The organism is Bordetella genomosp. 8 (genome assembly GCF_002119685.1).
Lineage (GTDB): Bacteria > Pseudomonadota > Gammaproteobacteria > Burkholderiales > Burkholderiaceae_B > Bordetella_C.
Genome location: NZ_CP021108.1, coordinates 224,446 through 243,411, shown reverse-complemented (window position 1 = coordinate 243,411; position 18,966 = coordinate 224,446). Strand labels below are relative to the sequence as shown.

The 18,966-nt window shown below is 64.2% G+C and carries 15 protein-coding genes and 1 pseudogene; 9 read left to right on the top strand and 7 right to left on the bottom strand.

Annotated elements, in window-relative coordinates; all coding sequences use genetic code 11:
• The first annotated feature begins 18 nt into the window (after positions 1-18).
• The 8 genes and pseudogenes from CAL12_RS01120 to CAL12_RS01085 all read left to right on the top strand — a co-directional run bounded on the left by CAL12_RS01120 (position 19) and on the right by CAL12_RS01085 (position 8,956).
• Complete coding sequence (locus CAL12_RS01120; RefSeq protein WP_086062796.1) at positions 19-1,092, top strand: 2,5-dihydroxypyridine 5,6-dioxygenase; 1,074 nt, start codon at positions 19-21, stop codon at positions 1,090-1,092.
• Entirely contained in the window at positions 1,089-1,736 is a 648-nt protein-coding gene (locus CAL12_RS01115; protein WP_086062795.1) for an isochorismatase family protein, read from the top strand. The genes CAL12_RS01120 and CAL12_RS01115 overlap by 4 nt, the downstream gene beginning before the upstream one ends.
• A 38-nt stretch (positions 1,737-1,774) precedes the next feature.
• Positions 1,775-4,207 carry a xanthine dehydrogenase family protein molybdopterin-binding subunit gene (locus CAL12_RS01110; protein WP_086062794.1) on the top strand — a complete coding sequence of 811 codons (2,433 nt, stop codon included), beginning with the start codon at positions 1,775-1,777 and terminating at the stop codon, positions 4,205-4,207.
• Between the two features lie 41 nt (positions 4,208-4,248).
• Positions 4,249-4,467: an AbrB/MazE/SpoVT family DNA-binding domain-containing protein gene (locus CAL12_RS01105; protein WP_086062793.1), complete on the top strand. Its 219-nt coding sequence runs from the start codon at positions 4,249-4,251 to the stop codon at positions 4,465-4,467.
• Positions 4,467-4,874, top strand: a pseudogene (locus CAL12_RS01100) (putative toxin-antitoxin system toxin component, PIN family); the annotation flags it as partial. The gene CAL12_RS01105 and the pseudogene CAL12_RS01100, both read left to right, overlap by 1 nt.
• A 359-nt stretch (positions 4,875-5,233) precedes the next feature.
• Positions 5,234-5,623 carry a hypothetical protein gene (locus CAL12_RS01095; protein ID WP_157792852.1) on the top strand — a complete coding sequence of 130 codons (390 nt, stop codon included), beginning with the start codon at positions 5,234-5,236 and terminating at the stop codon, positions 5,621-5,623.
• Between the two features lie 40 nt (positions 5,624-5,663).
• Positions 5,664-7,034, top strand: coding sequence for an ATP-binding protein (locus tag CAL12_RS01090; RefSeq protein ID WP_086062791.1), 1,371 nt, complete (start codon positions 5,664-5,666; stop codon positions 7,032-7,034).
• 323 nt (positions 7,035-7,357) lie between these two features.
• Complete coding sequence (locus tag CAL12_RS01085; protein ID WP_157792851.1) at positions 7,358-8,956, top strand: anti-phage dCTP deaminase; 1,599 nt, start codon at positions 7,358-7,360, stop codon at positions 8,954-8,956.
• Between the two features lie 329 nt (positions 8,957-9,285).
• Here the strand turns inward: CAL12_RS01085 and glmS are convergent, their stop codons facing one another.
• Positions 9,286-11,118, bottom strand: coding sequence for a glutamine--fructose-6-phosphate transaminase (isomerizing) (glmS, locus tag CAL12_RS01080; RefSeq protein WP_086062789.1), 1,833 nt, complete (start codon positions 11,116-11,118; stop codon positions 9,286-9,288).
• A 199-nt stretch (positions 11,119-11,317) separates the two neighbouring features.
• On the opposite strand from glmS, the gene CAL12_RS01075 reads away from it, so the two are divergent.
• On the top strand, positions 11,318-11,797 hold the full coding sequence (locus tag CAL12_RS01075; protein WP_086062788.1) for an Lrp/AsnC family transcriptional regulator: 480 nt from the start codon (positions 11,318-11,320) through the stop codon (positions 11,795-11,797).
• A gap of 8 nt (positions 11,798-11,805) precedes the next feature.
• Here the strand turns inward: CAL12_RS01075 and CAL12_RS01070 are convergent, their stop codons facing one another.
• The 6 genes from CAL12_RS01070 to CAL12_RS01045 form a co-directional block, all read right to left on the bottom strand.
• Positions 11,806-12,894 carry a glycosyltransferase family 4 protein gene (locus CAL12_RS01070; protein ID WP_086062787.1) on the bottom strand — a complete coding sequence of 363 codons (1,089 nt, stop codon included), beginning with the start codon at positions 12,892-12,894 and terminating at the stop codon, positions 11,806-11,808.
• Entirely contained in the window at positions 12,891-14,225 is a 1,335-nt protein-coding gene (locus tag CAL12_RS01065; RefSeq protein WP_086062786.1) for a UDP-glucose dehydrogenase family protein, read from the bottom strand. Before CAL12_RS01065 ends, CAL12_RS01070 begins: the two co-directional genes overlap by 4 nt.
• A gap of 193 nt (positions 14,226-14,418) precedes the next feature.
• Positions 14,419-15,774 (bottom strand): MFS transporter, encoded by a 1,356-nt coding sequence (locus tag CAL12_RS01060; protein WP_232464807.1) that lies wholly within the window; start codon positions 15,772-15,774, stop codon positions 14,419-14,421.
• 77 nt (positions 15,775-15,851) lie between these two features.
• Positions 15,852-17,222, bottom strand: coding sequence for a bifunctional UDP-N-acetylglucosamine diphosphorylase/glucosamine-1-phosphate N-acetyltransferase GlmU (gene glmU / locus CAL12_RS01055; RefSeq protein ID WP_086062785.1), 1,371 nt, complete (start codon positions 17,220-17,222; stop codon positions 15,852-15,854).
• A 54-nt stretch (positions 17,223-17,276) separates the two neighbouring features.
• Positions 17,277-18,176: a PhaM family polyhydroxyalkanoate granule multifunctional regulatory protein gene (locus tag CAL12_RS01050; RefSeq protein ID WP_086062784.1), complete on the bottom strand. Its 900-nt coding sequence runs from the start codon at positions 18,174-18,176 to the stop codon at positions 17,277-17,279.
• Between the two features lie 25 nt (positions 18,177-18,201).
• Positions 18,202-18,900, bottom strand: a complete 699-nt coding sequence (locus tag CAL12_RS01045) for a glycine zipper 2TM domain-containing protein (RefSeq protein ID WP_086062783.1) — start codon at positions 18,898-18,900, stop codon at positions 18,202-18,204.
• Between the last annotated feature and the right edge of the window lie 66 nt (positions 18,901-18,966).

Sequence of the window (18,966 nt, the reverse complement as noted above, 5' to 3'; positions counted from 1 at the left end):
ACTGCCAAGGAGATCCACATGTCCGTCAGCGACATCGATTTGATCCACGCCTGGAAACAGGTGCTGACGCTGTCCCGGCTGGAAGCGGGCCAGATCGTCACCGTACTGACCGGCGCCGACACGCATCCGCAAACCCTGCGCTGCGCCATCACCGCCGCCAGCGACATGGGCGCGCGCGTCAACCGGCTGGACCTGCCGCCCGTCAATGCCGAGAAGTCCATCAGCCGCGACGCGCTGGCGTATCTGGGCACGACGCCGCTGACCGGCAACCCAGCCGCCATCGCCGCGCTGAACGCCAGTGATCTGGTTCTGGACCTGATGACGCTGCTGTTCTCGAACGAACAGCACGACATCCTGAAAACCGGCACCAAGATCCTGCTGGCCATCGAACCGCCCGAGGTGCTTTGCCGGCTGGTGCCCACCGCTGCCGACCGTGAACGCGTACGGGCCGCCGCGCACCGGATCGAAGCGGCGCGGCAGATGCACATCACGTCCGACGCGGGCACCGACCTGCGCTGCGCCCTGGGCGAGTTTCCCGCCATCTCCGAATATGGCTTCGTGGACGAGCCCGGCCGTTGGGACCACTGGCCCAGCGGCTTCGTGCTGACCTGGCCCAACGAAGGCCACAGCAATGGCCGCGTGGTGCTGGACCGCGGCGACATCCTGCTGCCCATGAAGGACTACGTCACCGACCCCATCGAGCTCGTCATCGAAAACGGCTACGTCACGCGCATCGAAGGCGGCGTGCAGGCCGACATCCTCAAGGAATACATGGCCGCGTACGAGGACCCGGAAGCCTATGCCGTGTCGCATATCGGCTGGGGACTGCAACCGCGCGCGCAGTGGTCCATGCTGGCGCATTACAACAAGGAAGCCCATATCGGCATGGATGCCCGCGCCTTCGAGGGCAACTTCCTGTGGTCCATGGGCCCGAACAACGAAGCGGGCGGCAGCCGCAACACCGCCTGCCACATCGATATTCCCATGCGCCATTGCACCGTGGCGCTGGACGGCACGCCCGTCGTCGTCAACGGCGTGGTGCAAGACGAACCCGGACTGGCGCGCGCCGCCCGCCGCAAGGACGCGCCATGACATCTTCCCGCCATGCGGCAGCCCCCGTCGCCGGTGACATCTCCGCCTATACACGCCAGGGCTTCGGCACGCCCTTGCCGCTGAAGCCACCCTATGGCCTATTGATCGTGGACTTCGTCAACGGCTTTGCGGACCCGGACGTATTGGGCGGGGGCAACATCGCGCCCGCCATCGCACAGACGCGCCACCTGCTGGCCCACGCCCGCGAACGCGGCTGGCCCGTGGCGCACAGCCGCATCGTGTTTTCGGACGACGACGCCGACAGCAATATCTTCTGCATCAAGGTGCCCGCGATGCTGGCGCTGAAAGAGCACAGCCACAACAGCGCCATCGTGCCGGAACTCGCCCCCATGCCGGGTGAATACGTGGTGCGCAAGAGCACGCCGTCCGCGTTCTTCGGCACGATGCTGGCGCCGTGGCTGGCGCAGCGCGGCGTACAGACTTTGCTGGTGGCCGGCTGCGTCACCAGCGGCTGCGTCCGCGCCAGCGTGGTGGATGCGATGCAGGCGGGCTTTCGGCCGCTGGTCGTGGCCGATTGCTGTGGTGACCGGGCCTTGGGGCCGCATGACGCCAACCTGTTCGACATGGCGCAGAAGTACGCCGCCGTGATGCCCTTGGCGCAAGCGATGGCCGATACGCGCTGACGCCGGCATAATCGTCCATCGGCACTATCCTGCCCGCCATGAACCTGCCCGTGCCCCAGCATCTTTACGCCGCGCTGCTTGCGCATACCGACGCATTGCTGGTCGTGCGCGAGCCGTCCGCACCGCCACGCCCCGCACCCGGGCAGCCGGGGTCGGCGTCGGACTATGTGCAGCCCACGCCCGAGATATTCATTGCCGTGGTGGGCACCCCCGATGACGAGGTGGACAGCCGTGGCGCGCCGGCGTCGGATTGGCGCGTGCTGGCGTTCAACGGACACGTGGATCTGGGCACCGGCATCCGCACGGCGCTGGCGCAGATCGTTGCCGAAGAACTCGACATACCGCTGGCGCGGTTGGACATGGTGCTGGGCCACACCAACGCCACCCCTAACCAGGGGCCCACCATCGCCAGCGCCAGCATCCAGATTTCTGCCGTGCCGCTACGCCGCGCGGCTGCGCAGGCGCGAGAATACCTGCTGGAGCGCGCGGCGCGGCAATGGAACGTGCCCCGAGACGCGCTGTGCGTGCGTGACGGCGTGGTGTCCGTGGCCGCTGATGCCAACGCCGCCACCACTGCTGCCGACGACACCGCCGGCAACAGCCCCGCACGCCAACTACACTACGGCGACCTCATCGCCGGCCAACACGTCCGGCTGACCTTGGCCGCTCAGGATCAACCGGTTCGGCTCAAACCCGCAAGCGAGTACCGCATCGTCGGCCACGGTGTGGCGCGCGTGGACATCCCCGCCAAGGCCACCGGTGAACTCAGCTTCGTGCACGACGTGCGCGTGCCTGGCATGCGCCACGGCCGCGTGATCCGGCCGCCCCACCCGGGGCGCGACGCGGGCTACTTCATCGGCCGCTGCCTCATCGACGTGGACGCGGACTCCGTGGCGCACTTGCCCGGCAATGTTCAGATAGTGACGCAAGGCGACTTCATCGGCGTCGTGGCCGACCGCGAAGAGCAGGCCATTGCCGCCATGCGCGCGCTGAAGGTGCGTTGGCGCCCGGTGCCGCCCGCGCCTCGCCTGGGCGACCTGGCCGCGGCCATACGCACCAACCCCGCCCGCGCGCGTATGCTGATCGACGATGGCGATGTCGATGCCGCGCTGGCGCCGGCTTCCGCCACCACGCAACTGCGCCGCAGCTATGTGTGGCCTTATCAGATGCACGCGTCCATCGGCCCGTCCTGCGCGGTGGCGGATTTTCACGATGGCAGGCTGACGGTATGGACAGGCACGCAGAACCCGCACATGCTGCGCACCGACCTGGACCGCCTGCTGAAACTGGGTGAAGGCCAGATCGACCTCATCCGCATGGAGGCAGCTGGCTGCTACGGCCGCAATTGCGCCGACGATGTCTGCGCCGACGCGGCGCTGCTCGCCATGGCCGTGGGCGCGCCGGTACGCGTGCAGCTCACGCGTGAACAGGAACACCAATGGGAACCCAAGGGCACAGGCCAGTTGATGGACGTCAGCGCGGCGATGGATGCGCACGGCGAGCTGCTGGCCTATGACTTCGCCGTGCGCTACCCGTCCAACGACGCGCCCTTGCTGGCGCTGCTCCTGACGGGGGCTGTATCGGGCGAGCCTCGCACCCTGGAGATGGGCGACCGCACCGCCGTCCCGCCCTACCGGTACGCCAGGCGCCGCGTCGTCTGCCACGACATGCCGCCGCTGGTGCGCTCGTCGTGGCTGCGCGGCGTGTCGGCCTTGCCCAATTCCTTCGCGCACGATTGCATGATCGACGAACTGGCGCATGTCGCGGGCGACGACCCGGTCCGGTTCCGCCTGCGGCATCTGAACGATCCGCGCGCCAGCGCCCTCATCGACGCCACCGCTAGGCGGGCGGGATGGCAGGCGGGCGCCGTCGGGTCACGGGGCCAGCCCGATGCCGACGGTATGCTGCACGGACGCGGCGTGTCGTACGCCCGGTATGTCCACAGCAAGTTTCCGGGCTTTGGCGCGGCGTGGGCGGCCTGGGTCATCGACCTACGGGTAGAGGCAGCCACCGGCCGCATCCGCGTGACGCGCGTCGTGGTGGGCCAGGACACGGGCATGATCGTGAACCCCGACGGCGTGCGCCATCAGATTCATGGCAACGTCAATCAGACGCTCAGCCGCTGCCTGCTGGAGAAAGTGGATTTTGACGCGGCGGGCGTGGCCAGCCGGGAATGGGGCGGCTACCCGATCATCGGTTTCAAGGACTTGCCGGACATCGACGTGCTGCTGATGCCCCGCCAGGATGAACCGCCGATGGGGGCCGGGGAATCCGCGTCGGTACCCGGTCCCGCGGCCATCGCCAATGCCTTGTTCGACGCGACCGGCAGGCGCTTTTACGAAGCGCCCTTCACGGCGGACGCGGTGCGAGCCGTGCTGGCGGCGCGCACAAGCCCGATTCGGCCCGCTACCCAACACGGGCAGTTTCGCCTAGCTCCCCTTGCGCTACACAGCTTGCAGTACGGAAGGTAAGGAAGTAAGATTTCCTTGTATACAAACAAGGAGATACTCCTATGCTTGCCAAAATTACCTCGAAGAACCAGATCACCTTGCCGAAGGCGATCGTGGCCGGGATCGATGCTGCCGAATATTTCGACGTGTCCGTCGAAAATGGCCGCATCGTGCTGACGCCGGTACGGGTACAGCGCGCTCAGGCCGTGCGGGAAAAGTTAGAACAATTGGGAATTACCGAACAGGACATTGAAGACGCCGTTGCGTGGGCACGTCGATGATGCATCGAGTCGTACTCGACACCAATATCGTCCTGTCGGCATTGCTCTTTACCTCTGGGCGCCTCGCGTGGATACGCCATGCCTGGCAGGGGCAACAACTTCAACCCCTGGTGTGCAGGGAAACCGTCAACGAATTGTTGCGCGTGTTGGCCTACCCAAAGTTCAACCTCACTGCCAACGAGCAGAAAGAACTGCTGGCTGATTTTCTCCCATATGCCGACGTGGTGGAACTGCCAAAGCCGTGGCCCGATTTGCCAGTCTGTCGCGATGAGAAAGACCAAGTGTTTTTGGTGTTGGCCCAGACCGGCCACGCTGACATCTTGGTGACGGGCGATGCAGACCTTCTCGCCATGCGCGACGAATTTCCAGGCCTGATGCTCACGGCAGATGAACTGGCGCAAGCGCAACGCGCTGACGTGACACAACCTGCTCGTGCCAAACGGCCGACGGCTCGGAAACCAAGAAGGGCAACCTGACGCAAGCCGTCTGATAAGTTCAGCTCACTAAGACAGATATATATTGCTCAGCTCTCGCTACGCGGCGACTGATTTGACAATACACGGGCAGAAACGGGCACGTTTTTCCATGCAACAGCGTGGGCGAGCATCTGCTTTCGGCCAAAAGCCGCCATTTGAAAGATAAGCGTGAATGGCTGTTATAGGCTGGGGCGGCCGTTCGAGCGCGGGGCGGCGCACGTTCGAAGAAACCTGCGAAACGGTTCCCGGAACAACTTACGTCGTGCCGAGCGGCGGAATTGGAGACTTTGGTGAAAATGAAGAATTTGATTTTCGTGGCTCTGACCCTTCTTAACTTCAACTCCGCAAGCGCCGCGCTGGAGGCGCCTGATGGCATTCAACGCATCGGCATCCATGTGATCGGAACTAATGGCCGTCCATTGAAGACGTGCGCCTTCTGGGCTAACGAGGCCGCTGCGGCAACAAAGAAACGGGATGCGGGCGTGCCGCAACGGGATGCCGAAGACGCAGTGCCCTTCCCTTCGATGCCAACGGATATCGACGCCGAACTTCACTCCGGGCGGGTCGGCGTGGTAGCGGAGGTGTACGAGGGCGACGACCTTCAGACAATGTCACCCAAGCAGGTACATGACGCAGTATTTGCGATCTGCAAGCGAAATCTTGACGCTGCGAGAAGCTAGCTAGTTCGACGGCACGCTGCACATATTGGAGAACACCCGCATGGCCATAGCAACGGTTCGGAACGAGGGGGAGTTCCTAAAGCTCCTTCACGAGACTATTTATCCAGCAATTCCAATTCGTTCAGTGGAGCATCTCCAAGGCCGCGGGTCCGAGTTAGAAACTCTCCGTCGAGCCCTCCTCGCACCTGGCCGGCATGCCTTCGTGTACGGTGACCGCGGAGTTGGGAAAAGCTCCCTCGCCCACACGGCGGCTCATATGCATCAATCTTCTGACGCCAAGCCTATAACCGTGTCTGGCTCGACGGAAAACACCTTCACTTCCTTGATCTCTACCATCGCATACCAGGCACTCCACATATCGCGGCTGGAGAAAGTCTCCACTACCCGAAGTGGATCGTTTGCTTGGCGCGGGCTAACCTTAGGCAAGGTCCAACAGACGTCGCCCGTGGACATCGCGAGCCAAATCGCTACGATCGGCGACGCCGCCGGCCTTCTGGCGGAAATCGGCAAGCTGCATTCGACAGCGCCCGTGATCGTTGTAGATGAATTCGACACGATCGCCTCCCGCGACGAGCGCAATAAATTCGCCGCGTTACTGAAGATGATGGGAGATCAGGAAATCCAGGTGAAATTCATCTTCACCGGTATCGGGCAGTCTCTCGATGATCTGCTAGGTTCGCATCAATCCTCATACCGTCAGCTTGTCGCCGTTGAGCTCGACCGCCTCGGCTGGGACGCCCGACGAGACATCGCCATGAAGGCAGCACACGCGTTCGGTCTCGACTTAGACGAGAACGTGGCTTGGCGCATCGCGATCGTGAGCGACGGTTATCCCTATTACGTTCATCTGATCATGGAAAAGATGCTGTGGGAGGCCTTCACGGCAGATGCCGTTGTTCACGAGCTTGGCGCGGACCACTATCTAGCTGGATTGACGGTCGCGACAACTGAGATCGCCCCGGAACTCAAGCGGCCGTACAAAAAGGCTGTGCTCTCCCGTCCCCGTGATCTTGAGTTAGTGGTTTGGTCTACGGCAGATGGCGACGATCAGCAAAACAACATTAAGTACTTCTACGGCTCGTACCAGGTCATTTGCTCCAAGCTGAGCATAGCGGCCGACCTTACCCAGGCAAAGTTCGCGGACCGATTGCGTCAACTACGTGAGGATTCATACGGCGGCATACTTACAAACTACGATGGTCGCCCGGGCTGGTACACCTACACGGACAAAATGCTTCGTGGCTATGTGAGGATGCAGGCAGAGGCCAACAGGATCGAGCTCTCGGGCGAACGTCCTGCCCCACGCCAAACTGCACACGTGCCGACCAATGCACGCAGCGGCGTACGCGGCCCCACGGTTCCGTTCGGAATTCGGTTCCAGCGGGAACGTAATGAATCGGAGCAAGATTAGGCGCCCGGTCGCCTTTAACATCAGCAACATGTAGATTCTTCTCACCTTAGAGAAGTTCGGCTTGCTGAAATGACGTAAGAAACCAACTACCCGGACGAGGCTGCTTCAAACTTCGCCAATCGGCGCTCGCACGATAACCGCATGTGTCCAATTTGTAATATATTTATACACCATATGCGGCGCTGGATGCCCGCGCGACCATACCAGTCGGGGACTTTAGGATGGCCTCCACATCGAAGAGCAAGACCCAACGGGGGAAGGTTCGACAGCGCGTTTCAGAAAATCCTAGTAGCGATGCGTCTATAGCGGCGCGCTCAGGAGGATTGCTTCAACCGCAGCCACATCCCGAACTGGTCATCGGCTTAGTGGGACCGGTTGGAGTGAATCTCGAGCCGATTATTACTGCACTCCGTGATGGCTTGGCTGTTGCTCGCTATAAGAGCTACGTGGTGAGGCTAAGTAAGCTCATAGAAAACTTAGCAGAGCTCGACTTCAGCGGAAGTCCAGAACACGAACGGATAGGTAACCTTATGACTCTGGGCACACACTTGCGTGAACAGAGCAAGCTAGGCGACGCCGCTGCAATCCTAGCGATTGCCGAGATCGCCCGCATCAGAGATGTAGAGAACCATGCACCACTTCCCGCGAGCTCTGCGGGCAATGCGTTCATCTTGCGTTCCCTTAAACATCCCGCCGAAGTCGAGAGACTACGAACTATATATGGGAAGGGCTTTCTTCTCATATCTGTATATTCGCCAAGAGATGTGCGCGTAACAGCTTTGGCGGAACGTCTGTCACGGTCCGGCGCTAACGCGAAACGCCTCGCCCGCTCGCGCGCCGAAGCGTTGATTGCCCGAGATGAATCCGAGGATGATAAAGACCTGGGACAGGACGTTCAAGATGCCTTTCCACTAGCGGACTTATTTGTAGACGCGCGCAATACAGAACGTCTAAGAGCCGCGATCCAGCGATTCTTGCATCTGACATTCGGCAACCGATTCAGGACTCCTACTAAAGATGAGCATGGCATGTTTCACGCTCGCGCAGCTGCTTTGAGGTCTGCGGATCTTAATAGGCAGGTGGGGGCAGCAATTATGCAGGACGGGAGCGATGTCATCACAGTTGGATGCAATGACGTCCCTAAATCGGGCGGCGACCAATACTGGGAGGGAGATCCCGATGATGATCGCGACTTTAGACGAGAGATCGACTCTAGCGCGGAGCAAAGGACACAGATGTTCGAAGAGCTGTTTGAGCGGCTCTCCTCACACGGCTACCTCAACACAAACAAGCTATCGAACAGCGACGTACACCATACGGTCGCATCTCTGATAGATGGCGATAAGAAACGCGTCTTGAAGGGCATAGGACTCATGAATCTGCTCGAGTTTGGCAGAAGTGTCCATGCGGAGATGGCTGCATTGATGTCCGCAGCTCGTTTGGGTCGGTCAGTGAAGGGTGCGACGCTGTACTGCACTACGTTCCCTTGCCACATGTGCGCACGACATATCGTTGCCAGCGGCATTAAACGTGTGGTGTACGTGGAACCCTATCCGAAAAGTCGAGCTCGTCAGTTGCACGCTGACGCAATCGCAGTAGATCCGATCGCGCCGTCGTCAAAGCATGTCAACTTTGAACCGTTCGAGGGCATCGCCCCTCGACAATATCAAAGTATCTTTTCGGCGGACGACATGCGGAAGCAGAATGACGGTAGAATCCGACCTTGGCGAATGGCCGATGGCAAAGTACGGTTTCAGCGGTATCTCAATACATATCTTGAGCTGGAAGTTGCTCTGTTAGCCGACGTGGTTCCATTGCTACAACAAGCCATCAAACCGCTGCCAACTCTCGAGGGAGACCATCATGACTCAGCCACTATCCCTAAACGAGCAAATCGAACGCGCCCAGGAAGCGGTGCGTAGTTGGTCTAGCGAGAAGCGAGCGCGAATGCAGTTGGAAGGAACGGACAACTTTCGCGAAAGGATGAATGTAGGTTCATCTTCGGGACAGCCTTCCGGCGAAAACCGGTTGACAACCTGGAACCCGCCCCAAGCCGAAGTAATAGCAGACTAGGTCGCTGCAAACACGGTGTGCGACAGCCACATGGCTGCTGGCTCCGCGTCATACATCTCGGCCTGCAGTGACGCTACAGCCCCTATGTAGCCCCGAGAAAAACAAAGCATCTTGCGACAGGCGATGTTTCGGAGATCGCTCTCGCACATCGCAAACCCGTGTCTCTTGGTCCTGGTCGCTACTCCACCGTCACACTCTTCGCCAGATTCCTCGGCTTATCCACATCCGTCCCCCGCGCGCAGGCCGTGTGATACGCCAGCAACTGCAACGGAATCGTATGCAGGATAGGCGACAGCTTGCCATAGTGCTCCGGCATGCGAATGACGTGGGTGCCGTTGCCGCTGGTAATCCGGCTATCCGCATCCGCGAACACGTACAGCTCACCTCCGCGCGCACGCACCTCCTGCATATTGGACTTCAGCTTCTCCAGCAGCGCGTCGTTGGGCGCGATGGTGACGACGGGCATCTGCTCGGTCACCAGCGCCAGCGGGCCGTGCTTCAGCTCGCCGGCGGGATAGGCTTCGGCATGGATGTAGCTGATTTCCTTCAGCTTCAAGGCGCCTTCCAGGGCGATCGGATAGTGCAGGCCCCGCCCCAGGAATAGCGCGTTTTCCTTGGTGGCGAAGCGCGCGGCCCAGCCGATGATCTGCGGCTCCAGCGCCAGCACCGAGCCAATCGCCACCGGCAGATGGCGCAGCGCCTTGATATGCTCGGCCTCCTCTTCATCCGTCAGCCGGCCGTGCGTCTGCGCCAGGGCCAGCGTCAGCATGAACAAGGCGGTCAGCTGCGTGGTGAAGGCCTTGGTCGACGCCACGCCGATCTCGACGCCGGCGCGCGTGATGAAGTTCAGCTTGCATTCGCGCACCATCGCGCTGGTGGCGACGTTGCAGATGGTCAGCGTGTTTTCCATGCCCAGGCTGCGCGCGTGCTTCAACGCCGCCAGGGTGTCGGCGGTCTCGCCCGACTGCGAAATGGTGACCACCAGCGCGCGCGGGTTCGGCACGCTGTCGCGATAGCGGTACTCGCTGGCGATCTCCACCGCCACGGGCAGCTTGGCCAGGGATTCGATCCAGTACTTGGCGGTCAGCCCCGCGTAGTAACTCGTGCCGCACGCCAGGATCAATACCGAATCCGTGTCCTTGAATACGCGATAGGCGCCATCGCCGAACAGCTCCGGCGTGATGGTCTCGATGTCCTGCAAGGTATCGCCCACCGCGCGCGGCTGCTCGAAGATTTCCTTCTGCATGAAGTGCCGGTAGGGGCCCAGCTCCGCGGCGCCGGTGTGCACCTGCACGGTATTCACCTGGCGCTCGACCGGCCGGCCCTGGTCGTCGACGATCCATACGCGCGTCAATTGCAGGTCCACCACGTCGCCGTCTTCCAGGTAGATGATGCGATCGGTGGTGCCGGCCAGCGCCAGCGCGTCGGAGGCCAGGAAGTTCTCGTTTTCGCCGACGCCGACCACCAGAGGCGAGCCCTGGCGCGCGCCCACGACGCGGTGCGGCTCGTCGCGGCAGAAAACGGCGATGGCGTAGGCGCCATGCAGGCGGCGCACGGCCTGCTGCACGGCTTCGAACAGGTCGCCCGCATACAGGTGGTTGACCAGGTGGGCGATGACTTCGGTGTCGGTCTGGCTTTCGAAGACATAGCCGACGGCCTGCAGCTCGGCGCGCAGTTCGTCATGGTTTTCGATGATGCCGTTGTGGACCAGTGCGATACGCGCGGCGTCCTTGCCGAAGCTGGAAAAGTGCGGGTGGGCGTTATGCGTGGCCGGCGCGCCATGGGTCGCCCAGCGGGTGTGCGAGATCCCCGTGTAGCCGCTCAGGTGATTGCGGGCGATCTGTTCGCTGAGTTCGGAAACGCGTTCCGTGCTGCGTGTGCGGCGCAGCTCGCCGTCCGCGTAGACCGCCACGCCGCAGGAGTCATAGCCCCGGTACTCCAGGCGCCGCAGGCCCTCGACCAGGATGGGGGTGATGTCGCGTTGGGCGACCGCGCCGACGATTCCGCACATGGAAAGCTCCAGGGGTGATTGATGCAATGCGAGGATTGTGCGGCGACACCAAAGAAATCGGATTTCTCAATTCCGGCGAATGTGAAATTATCGGAAATCTCATGCCAGAGATGAAATTTACGAAAACTTCCTAAGTAAATAAAATCTATAAATTCCAACCGCCCCGACTTACCTTCTTCCAAATCCGCGAACATCAGCCATGAACACGCCAGACGCACTACCCGAACTGGACGATCTGGATCGCCGGATCCTGGATCAGTTGCAAGCCGACGCCGCCCTGACCAACCAGGAGCTCGCCGAAAAAGTCCACGCGTCGCCGCCCACCTGCCTGCGACGCGTCCGCCGCCTGCGCGAGCAGGGCATCATCGAAAAGCAGGTCGTCATCCTGGATCCCGCCCGGCTGGGCAGCAGCCTGACGGCGCTGGTGGAGGTCACCCTGGACGTCCAGGCGGCCGAACGAATGGACGAATTCGAAGCCCGCATGCGCGACGAGCCGGCGGTGCTGCAGTGCTACCGCGTCTCGCCCGGGCCGGATTTTCTATTGATCGCGCAAGTCAGGGACATGCCGGCGTATCACGCGCTGGCGCACCGCGCATTCACCGCGCAGGCGAACGTACGCAACGTGCGGACGTTCTTCTCGGTCCATCGCGCGAAGTTCGACACGCGCCTGGTCGTATAGCGCGCCGCTCAGGACGCCTCGATCCGCCGCGCCTCGCCGCGCTCGCGCAGCAGGCGTTCGAACTGGGCCAGGTAACGATCGCCCATGCCGCGCACGTCGTGCTCCGCGCGCACGTAGTCATAGGCCCGTTGCACGACCTGCTCGCGCAATGGCGCATCGTCCAGCAGACGGCCCATGCCCGCCGCCAGGGCGCGATAGTCCTCCACCGGGCAGAGGATGCCGCGCCCGTCCGCCAGGCTTTCCTTCAAGCCGCCGGCATCGGTCGACACCACCGGCACGCGGCGCAGGAAGGCGTCGAACACGCTGCTGCCCAGCGCTTCTTCGCGCGAACTCATGGCGAAGACGTCCATGGCGGCGTAGAAGTCCTCCACGCCCTTGCGGAACCCCGCGAACAGGTAGACGGACTGCAATCCGAGCTCGGCCACCAGCACGCGCGCCTGCGCCTCGTTATTTCCGCCGGCGCCGAAGTGGACGAAGATGAAATCCAGCCGCGTCTCGGCCAGTTCGCCAACCGCGCGGATCATCGTCAGCGGATCCTTGTCGTGGATCAGCGCGGCCGACGTCGCGATGATTTTCTTGCCGGGCAGCTTGAATTCGGAAGACAGCCTGGCCAGGTTGTCGGTATCGATGGGTGCCGGCAACACCGCGCTGCGGATGATGACGGGCTCGATGCCCAGGCGGCGCGGCTCGGCGGCCGCCATGTCGCTGATGGCCACCAGCAGGTCCACCCGGCGCCATTTGCCGCCGGTCTTCCATTCCTGTCCCGGTTCGACCACGAAGGACGTGCGCCGCGAGAAAACCACCGGCCGGCCATGCAGCGCCTTGGTCAGCACCGCCCAGGTGACCGTGTTGGCGGTCTGGGCGTGGATGATGTCGTAGCGCCGTCCGCGCGTGGCCAGGAATGCAATCTGCCCGGGCACGTGCTTGACGCCGTGCACCTTGAAGCCCTGCTCCGCAGCGCGCTGCGCCAGCGGACCGCCGGCGCGCGCCATCAGCTCGACCTCGTGCCCCGCATCGCGAAAGGCCATCATGCAGTACAGGGTTTGCCTTTCCCCGCCACGCCAGCCCTTCTCGAAGTTGAGCTGCAGGATCTTCATGCGCGGCCGATGCCCTCGTAGTCGAAGCCCATGGCCTTGAGCTCGGCGGCGTTGTACTGGTTGCGGCCGTCCAGGATCAGCGGCGACTTCAGCAGGCCCAGGATGCGCTCGAAATCGGGCGCGCGGAATGCCTTCCATTCGGTGACCAGCAGCAGCCCGTCGGCGCCGTCCAGGGCCTGGTACATATCGGCCACGAACTCCACCTTGTCCTGTACGCCGGGCATGCGGGCGACGACCTTGCGCGCCTCGTCCATGGCGACAGGATCGTAGGCGCGGATGCGCGCGCCGCGCTGCACCAGCTCCTGGATCACGGTCAGGCTGGGCGCTTCGCGCATATCGTCGGTATTCGGCTTGAAGGCCAGCCCCCAGAGGGCGAAGGTGCGGCCGGCCAGGTTTTCGCCATAGCGCCGCGTCACTTTCTCGGACAGGCGGAACTTCTGCGCATCGTTGGCGGCTTCCACCGCCTGGATGACGCGCATCTGCAGCCCGTGCTGCTTCGCCGTGCGCTCCAATGCCTGCACATCCTTCGGAAAACACGAACCGCCATAGCCGGCGCCCGGATACAGGAACTGGTAGCCGATGCGCGGATCGGCGCCGATACCGCGGCGGACCTGCTCGATGTCGGCGCCCAGGATCTCCGCCAGGTTGGCCATTTCGTTCATGAACGAAATGCGGGTGGCCAGCATGGCGTTGGCGGCGTACTTGGTCAGCTCGGCCGAGCGCACGTCCATGACCATGAGCCGGTCGTGCGTGCGCTGGAACGGCTCGTAGATACGCCGCATCACGCCGATGGTGTGTTCGTCGTCGGCGCCCACGACCACGCGGTCCGGGCTCATGAAATCCTGGATCGCCGCGCCTTCCTTCAGGAACTCGGGATTCGAGGCCACGCTGAAGGGGAAATCGACCCCGCGCTCCGCCAGCACCTGCGCCACGGCCTCGCGCACCTTGTCGGCGGTGCCGACCGGCACGGTGGACTTGTCGACGATGATCTTGCGGCCGCTCATGTGGCGGGCGATGTTGCGCGCGGCTTCCAGCACGTATTGCAGGTCGGCCGAGCCGTCTTCGCCCGGCGGCGTCCCCACCGCGATGAACTGGACGTCGCCATGGCGCACGCTTTCGGCGACGTCAGTGGTGAAATGCAGGCGGCCGCCCGCCGCATTGCGGCGGACGAGCTCTTCCAGGCCCGGCTCGTAGATCGGTATGTCGTTCCGCTTCAGGCGCTCGACCTTCGTGGCGTCGACGTCCAGGCACATGACGTCGTTACCCATTTCCGCCAGGCACGCCCCGGAAACCAGGCCGACATATCCCGTACCCACCACGGTGATCTTCATTGATAAACGCCCTTCATCGATTCATCCGCGCGCAACGCGCGGCCATGGCCGCATTATAGGAGCGGGCCATGCTGGGGCAGCGAAGCGCCGCCCGCAACCGGTTAACGGCTGCCGGCCCCCGAAAATAAACCGGCCCCCAAAAAGAGGGCCGATTGCGGAGGCCGATTGCGGGGGCCGGTTACCGCGGCGTCACCTAGGCTTTGCGTTGCTGCGCCGGCACGCGCGAGAAACGCACCGTATTGACCAGCACCGCCATGCCAGCGCATAGCGCGCCCAGGCTGATGGCCACCAGCGGCCCCTTGCTGGGGAAAAGACCGAAGGCGGTCGCCACGAGCGCGGTGCCGAAGCTTTGCCCGAACACCCGCGTGGTCGCCTGCACCCCGCCGATCGCGCCGCTGCGCGTCCGGGGCGCCGAGGAAATCATCGAACGGTTGTTGGGCGTCTGGAAGAAACCGAAGCCCAGGCCGCACATGAACATGCCAGCGATGATCCAGGGATTGGACGCGCTGTGCGGCAGCACCGCCAGCCAGATCAGGCCCAGCATCATGCACCCGGCGCCGGCGCCGCTCAGCATGGCCACCGAGTAACGGTCGGACAGGCGTCCCGCCAGCGGCGCGACCACCGCGGTACCCACCGGCCAGGCGGCCAGCAGCATGCCGACTTCCAGGTGCGGCCGTCCCAGCACCGACTGGAAATAGAAGGGCAGCGACACATAGGCGCTCATCTGCGCGGCGAAGGTGCAGCCCGAGGCGGCCACCGCGTAGGCGACCGGCTGGATGCGCAGCAGATCCACCGGCACCAGCGGCGCCGTCTGGCGGCTGGCCCGCCGGACCAGCAGGATGCCGGCCAGCACCGAAATCGCCACCATCCCCAGTCCGCGGACCAGATCCTCATGCAGGTTGTCGACCCCGGTGATGAACACGCCCAGCACGACCATGCAAAGCAGGGCGCTGATCACGTCGAAGGGCGCCGTGTTGCGCGGCGGGTCCGGCAGGAAGCGGACCAGGAACAGGCCGAAAATCCCGATGGGCACGTTGACCGCGAAGATCCACGGCCAGTCGGCCACGGACAAGATGAGGGATCCCAGCGTCGGCCCCAGCACCGACATCACCGCCACCAGCGTGGCGTTCAGGCTGATGCCACGGCCCAGCTTGGCCAGCGGATAGATATTGCGCACCAGGCCGCCGAACATGCACATCAGCGATGCCGCGCCCACGCCCTGGAACATCCGCGCCATGATCAGCGTCGTGAGCGAACTGGCCATCGCGCACCCCAGCGACGCCAGGGTGAACAGGGCCAGCCCCAGCCCGAACATGCGCCGGAACCCCACCCGTTCGGCCAGCGCCGACAGGGGCAGCAGCATGATCACCACCGACACGCTGTAGGCGTTGACGATCCACACGGCGCTGGCGGGCGCGATGTTCAGGTCCGCCGATATCGTCGGCAAGGCGACGTTGGCGATGGTGGCGTCGAGTACGGCCAGCGTCATGCCCAGCATGACGACGCCGGCCGCCCAGTAGCGGCGCGGCGTGGGCAGGCCTTCGAACACGGGCTTGGCGCCGCCGGCGTCCGGTCCCTGCGGGGAAGCGCCGGAAGATTCGTTGGCGGGCGTGCTGCTCTGGTCCTTCACGATTTCTTGACCGGGCGTTGCCAGGCTTCGATAGTGGCCTGCCGGGCGCGCGATACCGTCAGCTTGCCGGCCGGCGCATCGCGCGTCAGCGTTGTGCCGGCGCCCAGCGTGGCGCCCTGCCCGACGCGCACCGGCGCAACCAGCTGGGTATCGGAGCCGATGAAGGCATCGTCCTCGATGACGGTGCGGTGCTTGTTCGCGCCATCGTAATTGCAGGTGATGGCGCCGGCGCCGACGTTGACCCGCGCGCCCACGTCGGCATCGCCGATATACGCCAGGTGGTTCGCCTTGCTGTCCTCGCCGACCTTGCTGTTTTTCACTTCCACGAAGTTGCCGATGTGCGCGCGGTCCGCCAGGGACGTCCCCGGCCGCAGGCGCGCATAAGGCCCGATGCGGGCGTCCTGGCCTATGGTCGCGTCCTGCAGATGGCTATAGGCTTCGACGATGGTGCCGGCGCCCACTTCAACGTCGCGCAGCACGCAGTGCGGGCCGACGCGCACACCGTCGCCCAGCTGGATATCGCCTTCGAAGACGCAGCCGACGTCGATGAATACGTCGCGGCCGATCCGCATGGCGCCGCGCAGGTCGAAGCGCGCGGGATCCGCGATGGATGCGCCGGCCTCGAGCAGGCGGCGCGCCTGTTCGGCTTGCCAGGTGCGTTCCAGCTCCGCCTGCTGCACGCGGCTGTTGACGCCCAGCGTCTCCCAATGCGCGGCCGGCTGCGCGCTGCCGACGGCGACGCCGTCCTGCACCGCCAGGCCCACCACATCGGTCAGGTAGTACTCGCCCTGCGCATTGCGGTTGTCGATGCGCGTCAACCAGTCTTTCAGGCGCGCGGTCGGCGCGGCCAGGATGCCGGTATTGACCTCGGCAATGGCGCGCTCGGCGTCCGAGGCGTCCTTGTGCTCGACGATGCGGCGGATATCGCCTTTGTCGTCGCGCACGATGCGTCCGTAACCCGTGGGATCGGACAGGGTTTCCGTCAGCACCGCCATGCCATTGCCGCGAGCCGCCAGCAGGCGCCGCAGCGTGTCGGGCTGCACCAGCGGCACGTCGCCGTACAGCACCAGCGTGGCGTCGTCGGCATCGCCTTCGCCCAATTGCGGGACGGCCTGCGCGACCGCATGGCCGGTGCCGTGCTGCGGCTGCTGCAACGCGAAGGAAAGATCCGGCTGGTCCTTGAACGCGGCCTGGACACGGTCCGCGCCATGTCCGACCACGACCACGATGCGCGCCGGATTCAGCGCGCGGGCGCTGTCCACGACGTGCCGCAGCATGGGCCGCCCGGCCAGCGTGTGCAGCACCTTGGGCAGATCGGATTGCATGCGCTTGCCCAATCCGGCAGCGAGGATGACGACATTAAGCATGGGATTTCGATGAGAATGCGCCGCCTCGTGGGCGGCGCATGGCTGGAAGGAAAACTACGATTGGTCTGGATCCGATTGTATTTTGTTTTTTTTGGCCGCCGTTTTACGGGGCGCGGAACGGCGGGGCTGCGCGGTCTTGCCGGCGGCGCGGCGAGCCGCGGCCGGGGCGCCGCCCGCCTGCGGTTTCGCGCCGGCCGCGCCTTGACGGGGGGAAGCGGCTTTGGCGACACCCGGCGTGGACGCCCCCGGCATCGCGCCGGGCATGCTCGCGGCGGTCGCGGCGGCCAGTTGGTTGAACTGCTGCTGCAGCATGCCCCACCAGGCTTCCGACGCCGATTGCGCCGCCTGGTTGACCGACTGTGCCGGACCGGCCGATGCACCTGTCGATGCGCCTGTCGATGCGCCGGTAGACGGATCCGTCGACGAATCCGTCGATGCTCCAGCTGTCCCCGCGTCCGCGTCGCGCTCATGCGCGGGAACCTCGGCCGCCGCACGGGCGGCCTTTTTTCCCACGGCATCACCGGACCAGGCCTGCGGGCCAGCGCCGCCCGCGGATGCGGGCGCCGGCTTCAGCCCCAGGACAATCTCCAGCGGCGAAGGGCCATCGCCCCCACCCGCATCCTGGCCGTGCGCGCCCAGGTTGTCGACGAAGGAACGCAAGGTGGCGATCGTGGATCGCTGCACCTCCAGGCCTTGGATGGTGCTGCTCAACATCGAAAGATTCATGCGCAGCCAGCTCTCGACGGTGCGCAGTTCGGCGATGCGCCGCTCCAGGTCCTGCAGATTCATGGGCGGGGTCATGGGCATGACCTGGGCCAGCCCGCCCGGGCCGGTCAATCCGGCCCAGGCTTGCCGCATCATTTCCATGCTGGCCAGCAGCGGATTGCTGGACGCGTCGGCCGCGCCTTGACCCATGCCGGGCAGAACGAAGGGATTGCCGCTGTGATCTGTCATTTCGTCCTCGCGCCCGCCCAGGGGTTCAACCCGGCAGCAGCTGATTGTTTTCCACGCGGATCGCTTGCCCGGGCGAATACTGGAAGGGCGTCGCGCTGTGGAAAGTGTGGGTGCGGCCGTCGTTGGTGCGCGCCACCAGCTGATACCGTGTCACGGTCTGTTGCTGCTTGATATTACGCTCGATTTCACGGCCTGCCAAAGCGCCACCCACGGCGCCCAGCACCGTCAACGCGGTCCTGCCGTGGCCACCACCAAACTGGTTGCCGACCACGCCCCCGACGACGCCCCCGGCGACCGTGCCGACGATGGGCTCGCCATTGTTCTGGGCCGGCACCTGGACGGTATTGATCGACACCACCACGCCGCATTGCGGGCATGCCGCGGCCGCCTGCTGCTGCGAAGACGGCGGCTGCGTGGCCGGCGCCTGGGCCACGCGCTGGGGCGTACTCGCCGCCGCTGCGCGTCCGGACGCCGAGGCCGCGGCCTGGGCGGCCGGCTGGCCCTGCCCGGCCGGCAAGGGCGCCAGGTTGGCGTCTTCCGGGCCCTGCGCCACGCTGGCGGTCTGGTCCCGGCCTTCCTGTTGGGCCTTGGGCGTGGGCAGCCAGCCCATGATGGCGGCGGTGGCCACCGCGCAGAGCGCGATCACGCAAACGGACGCGATGGCGACCAGGGGATGCAGGCCGCGACGCGCGGCCATGCCATGTAAAGGTGCTGGAGCATTCATAACGGGTCTCCTTCGGGAAAACACGGCCCGATGTATAGCACCCGGTCCTATTTTCAGCGTATTGCC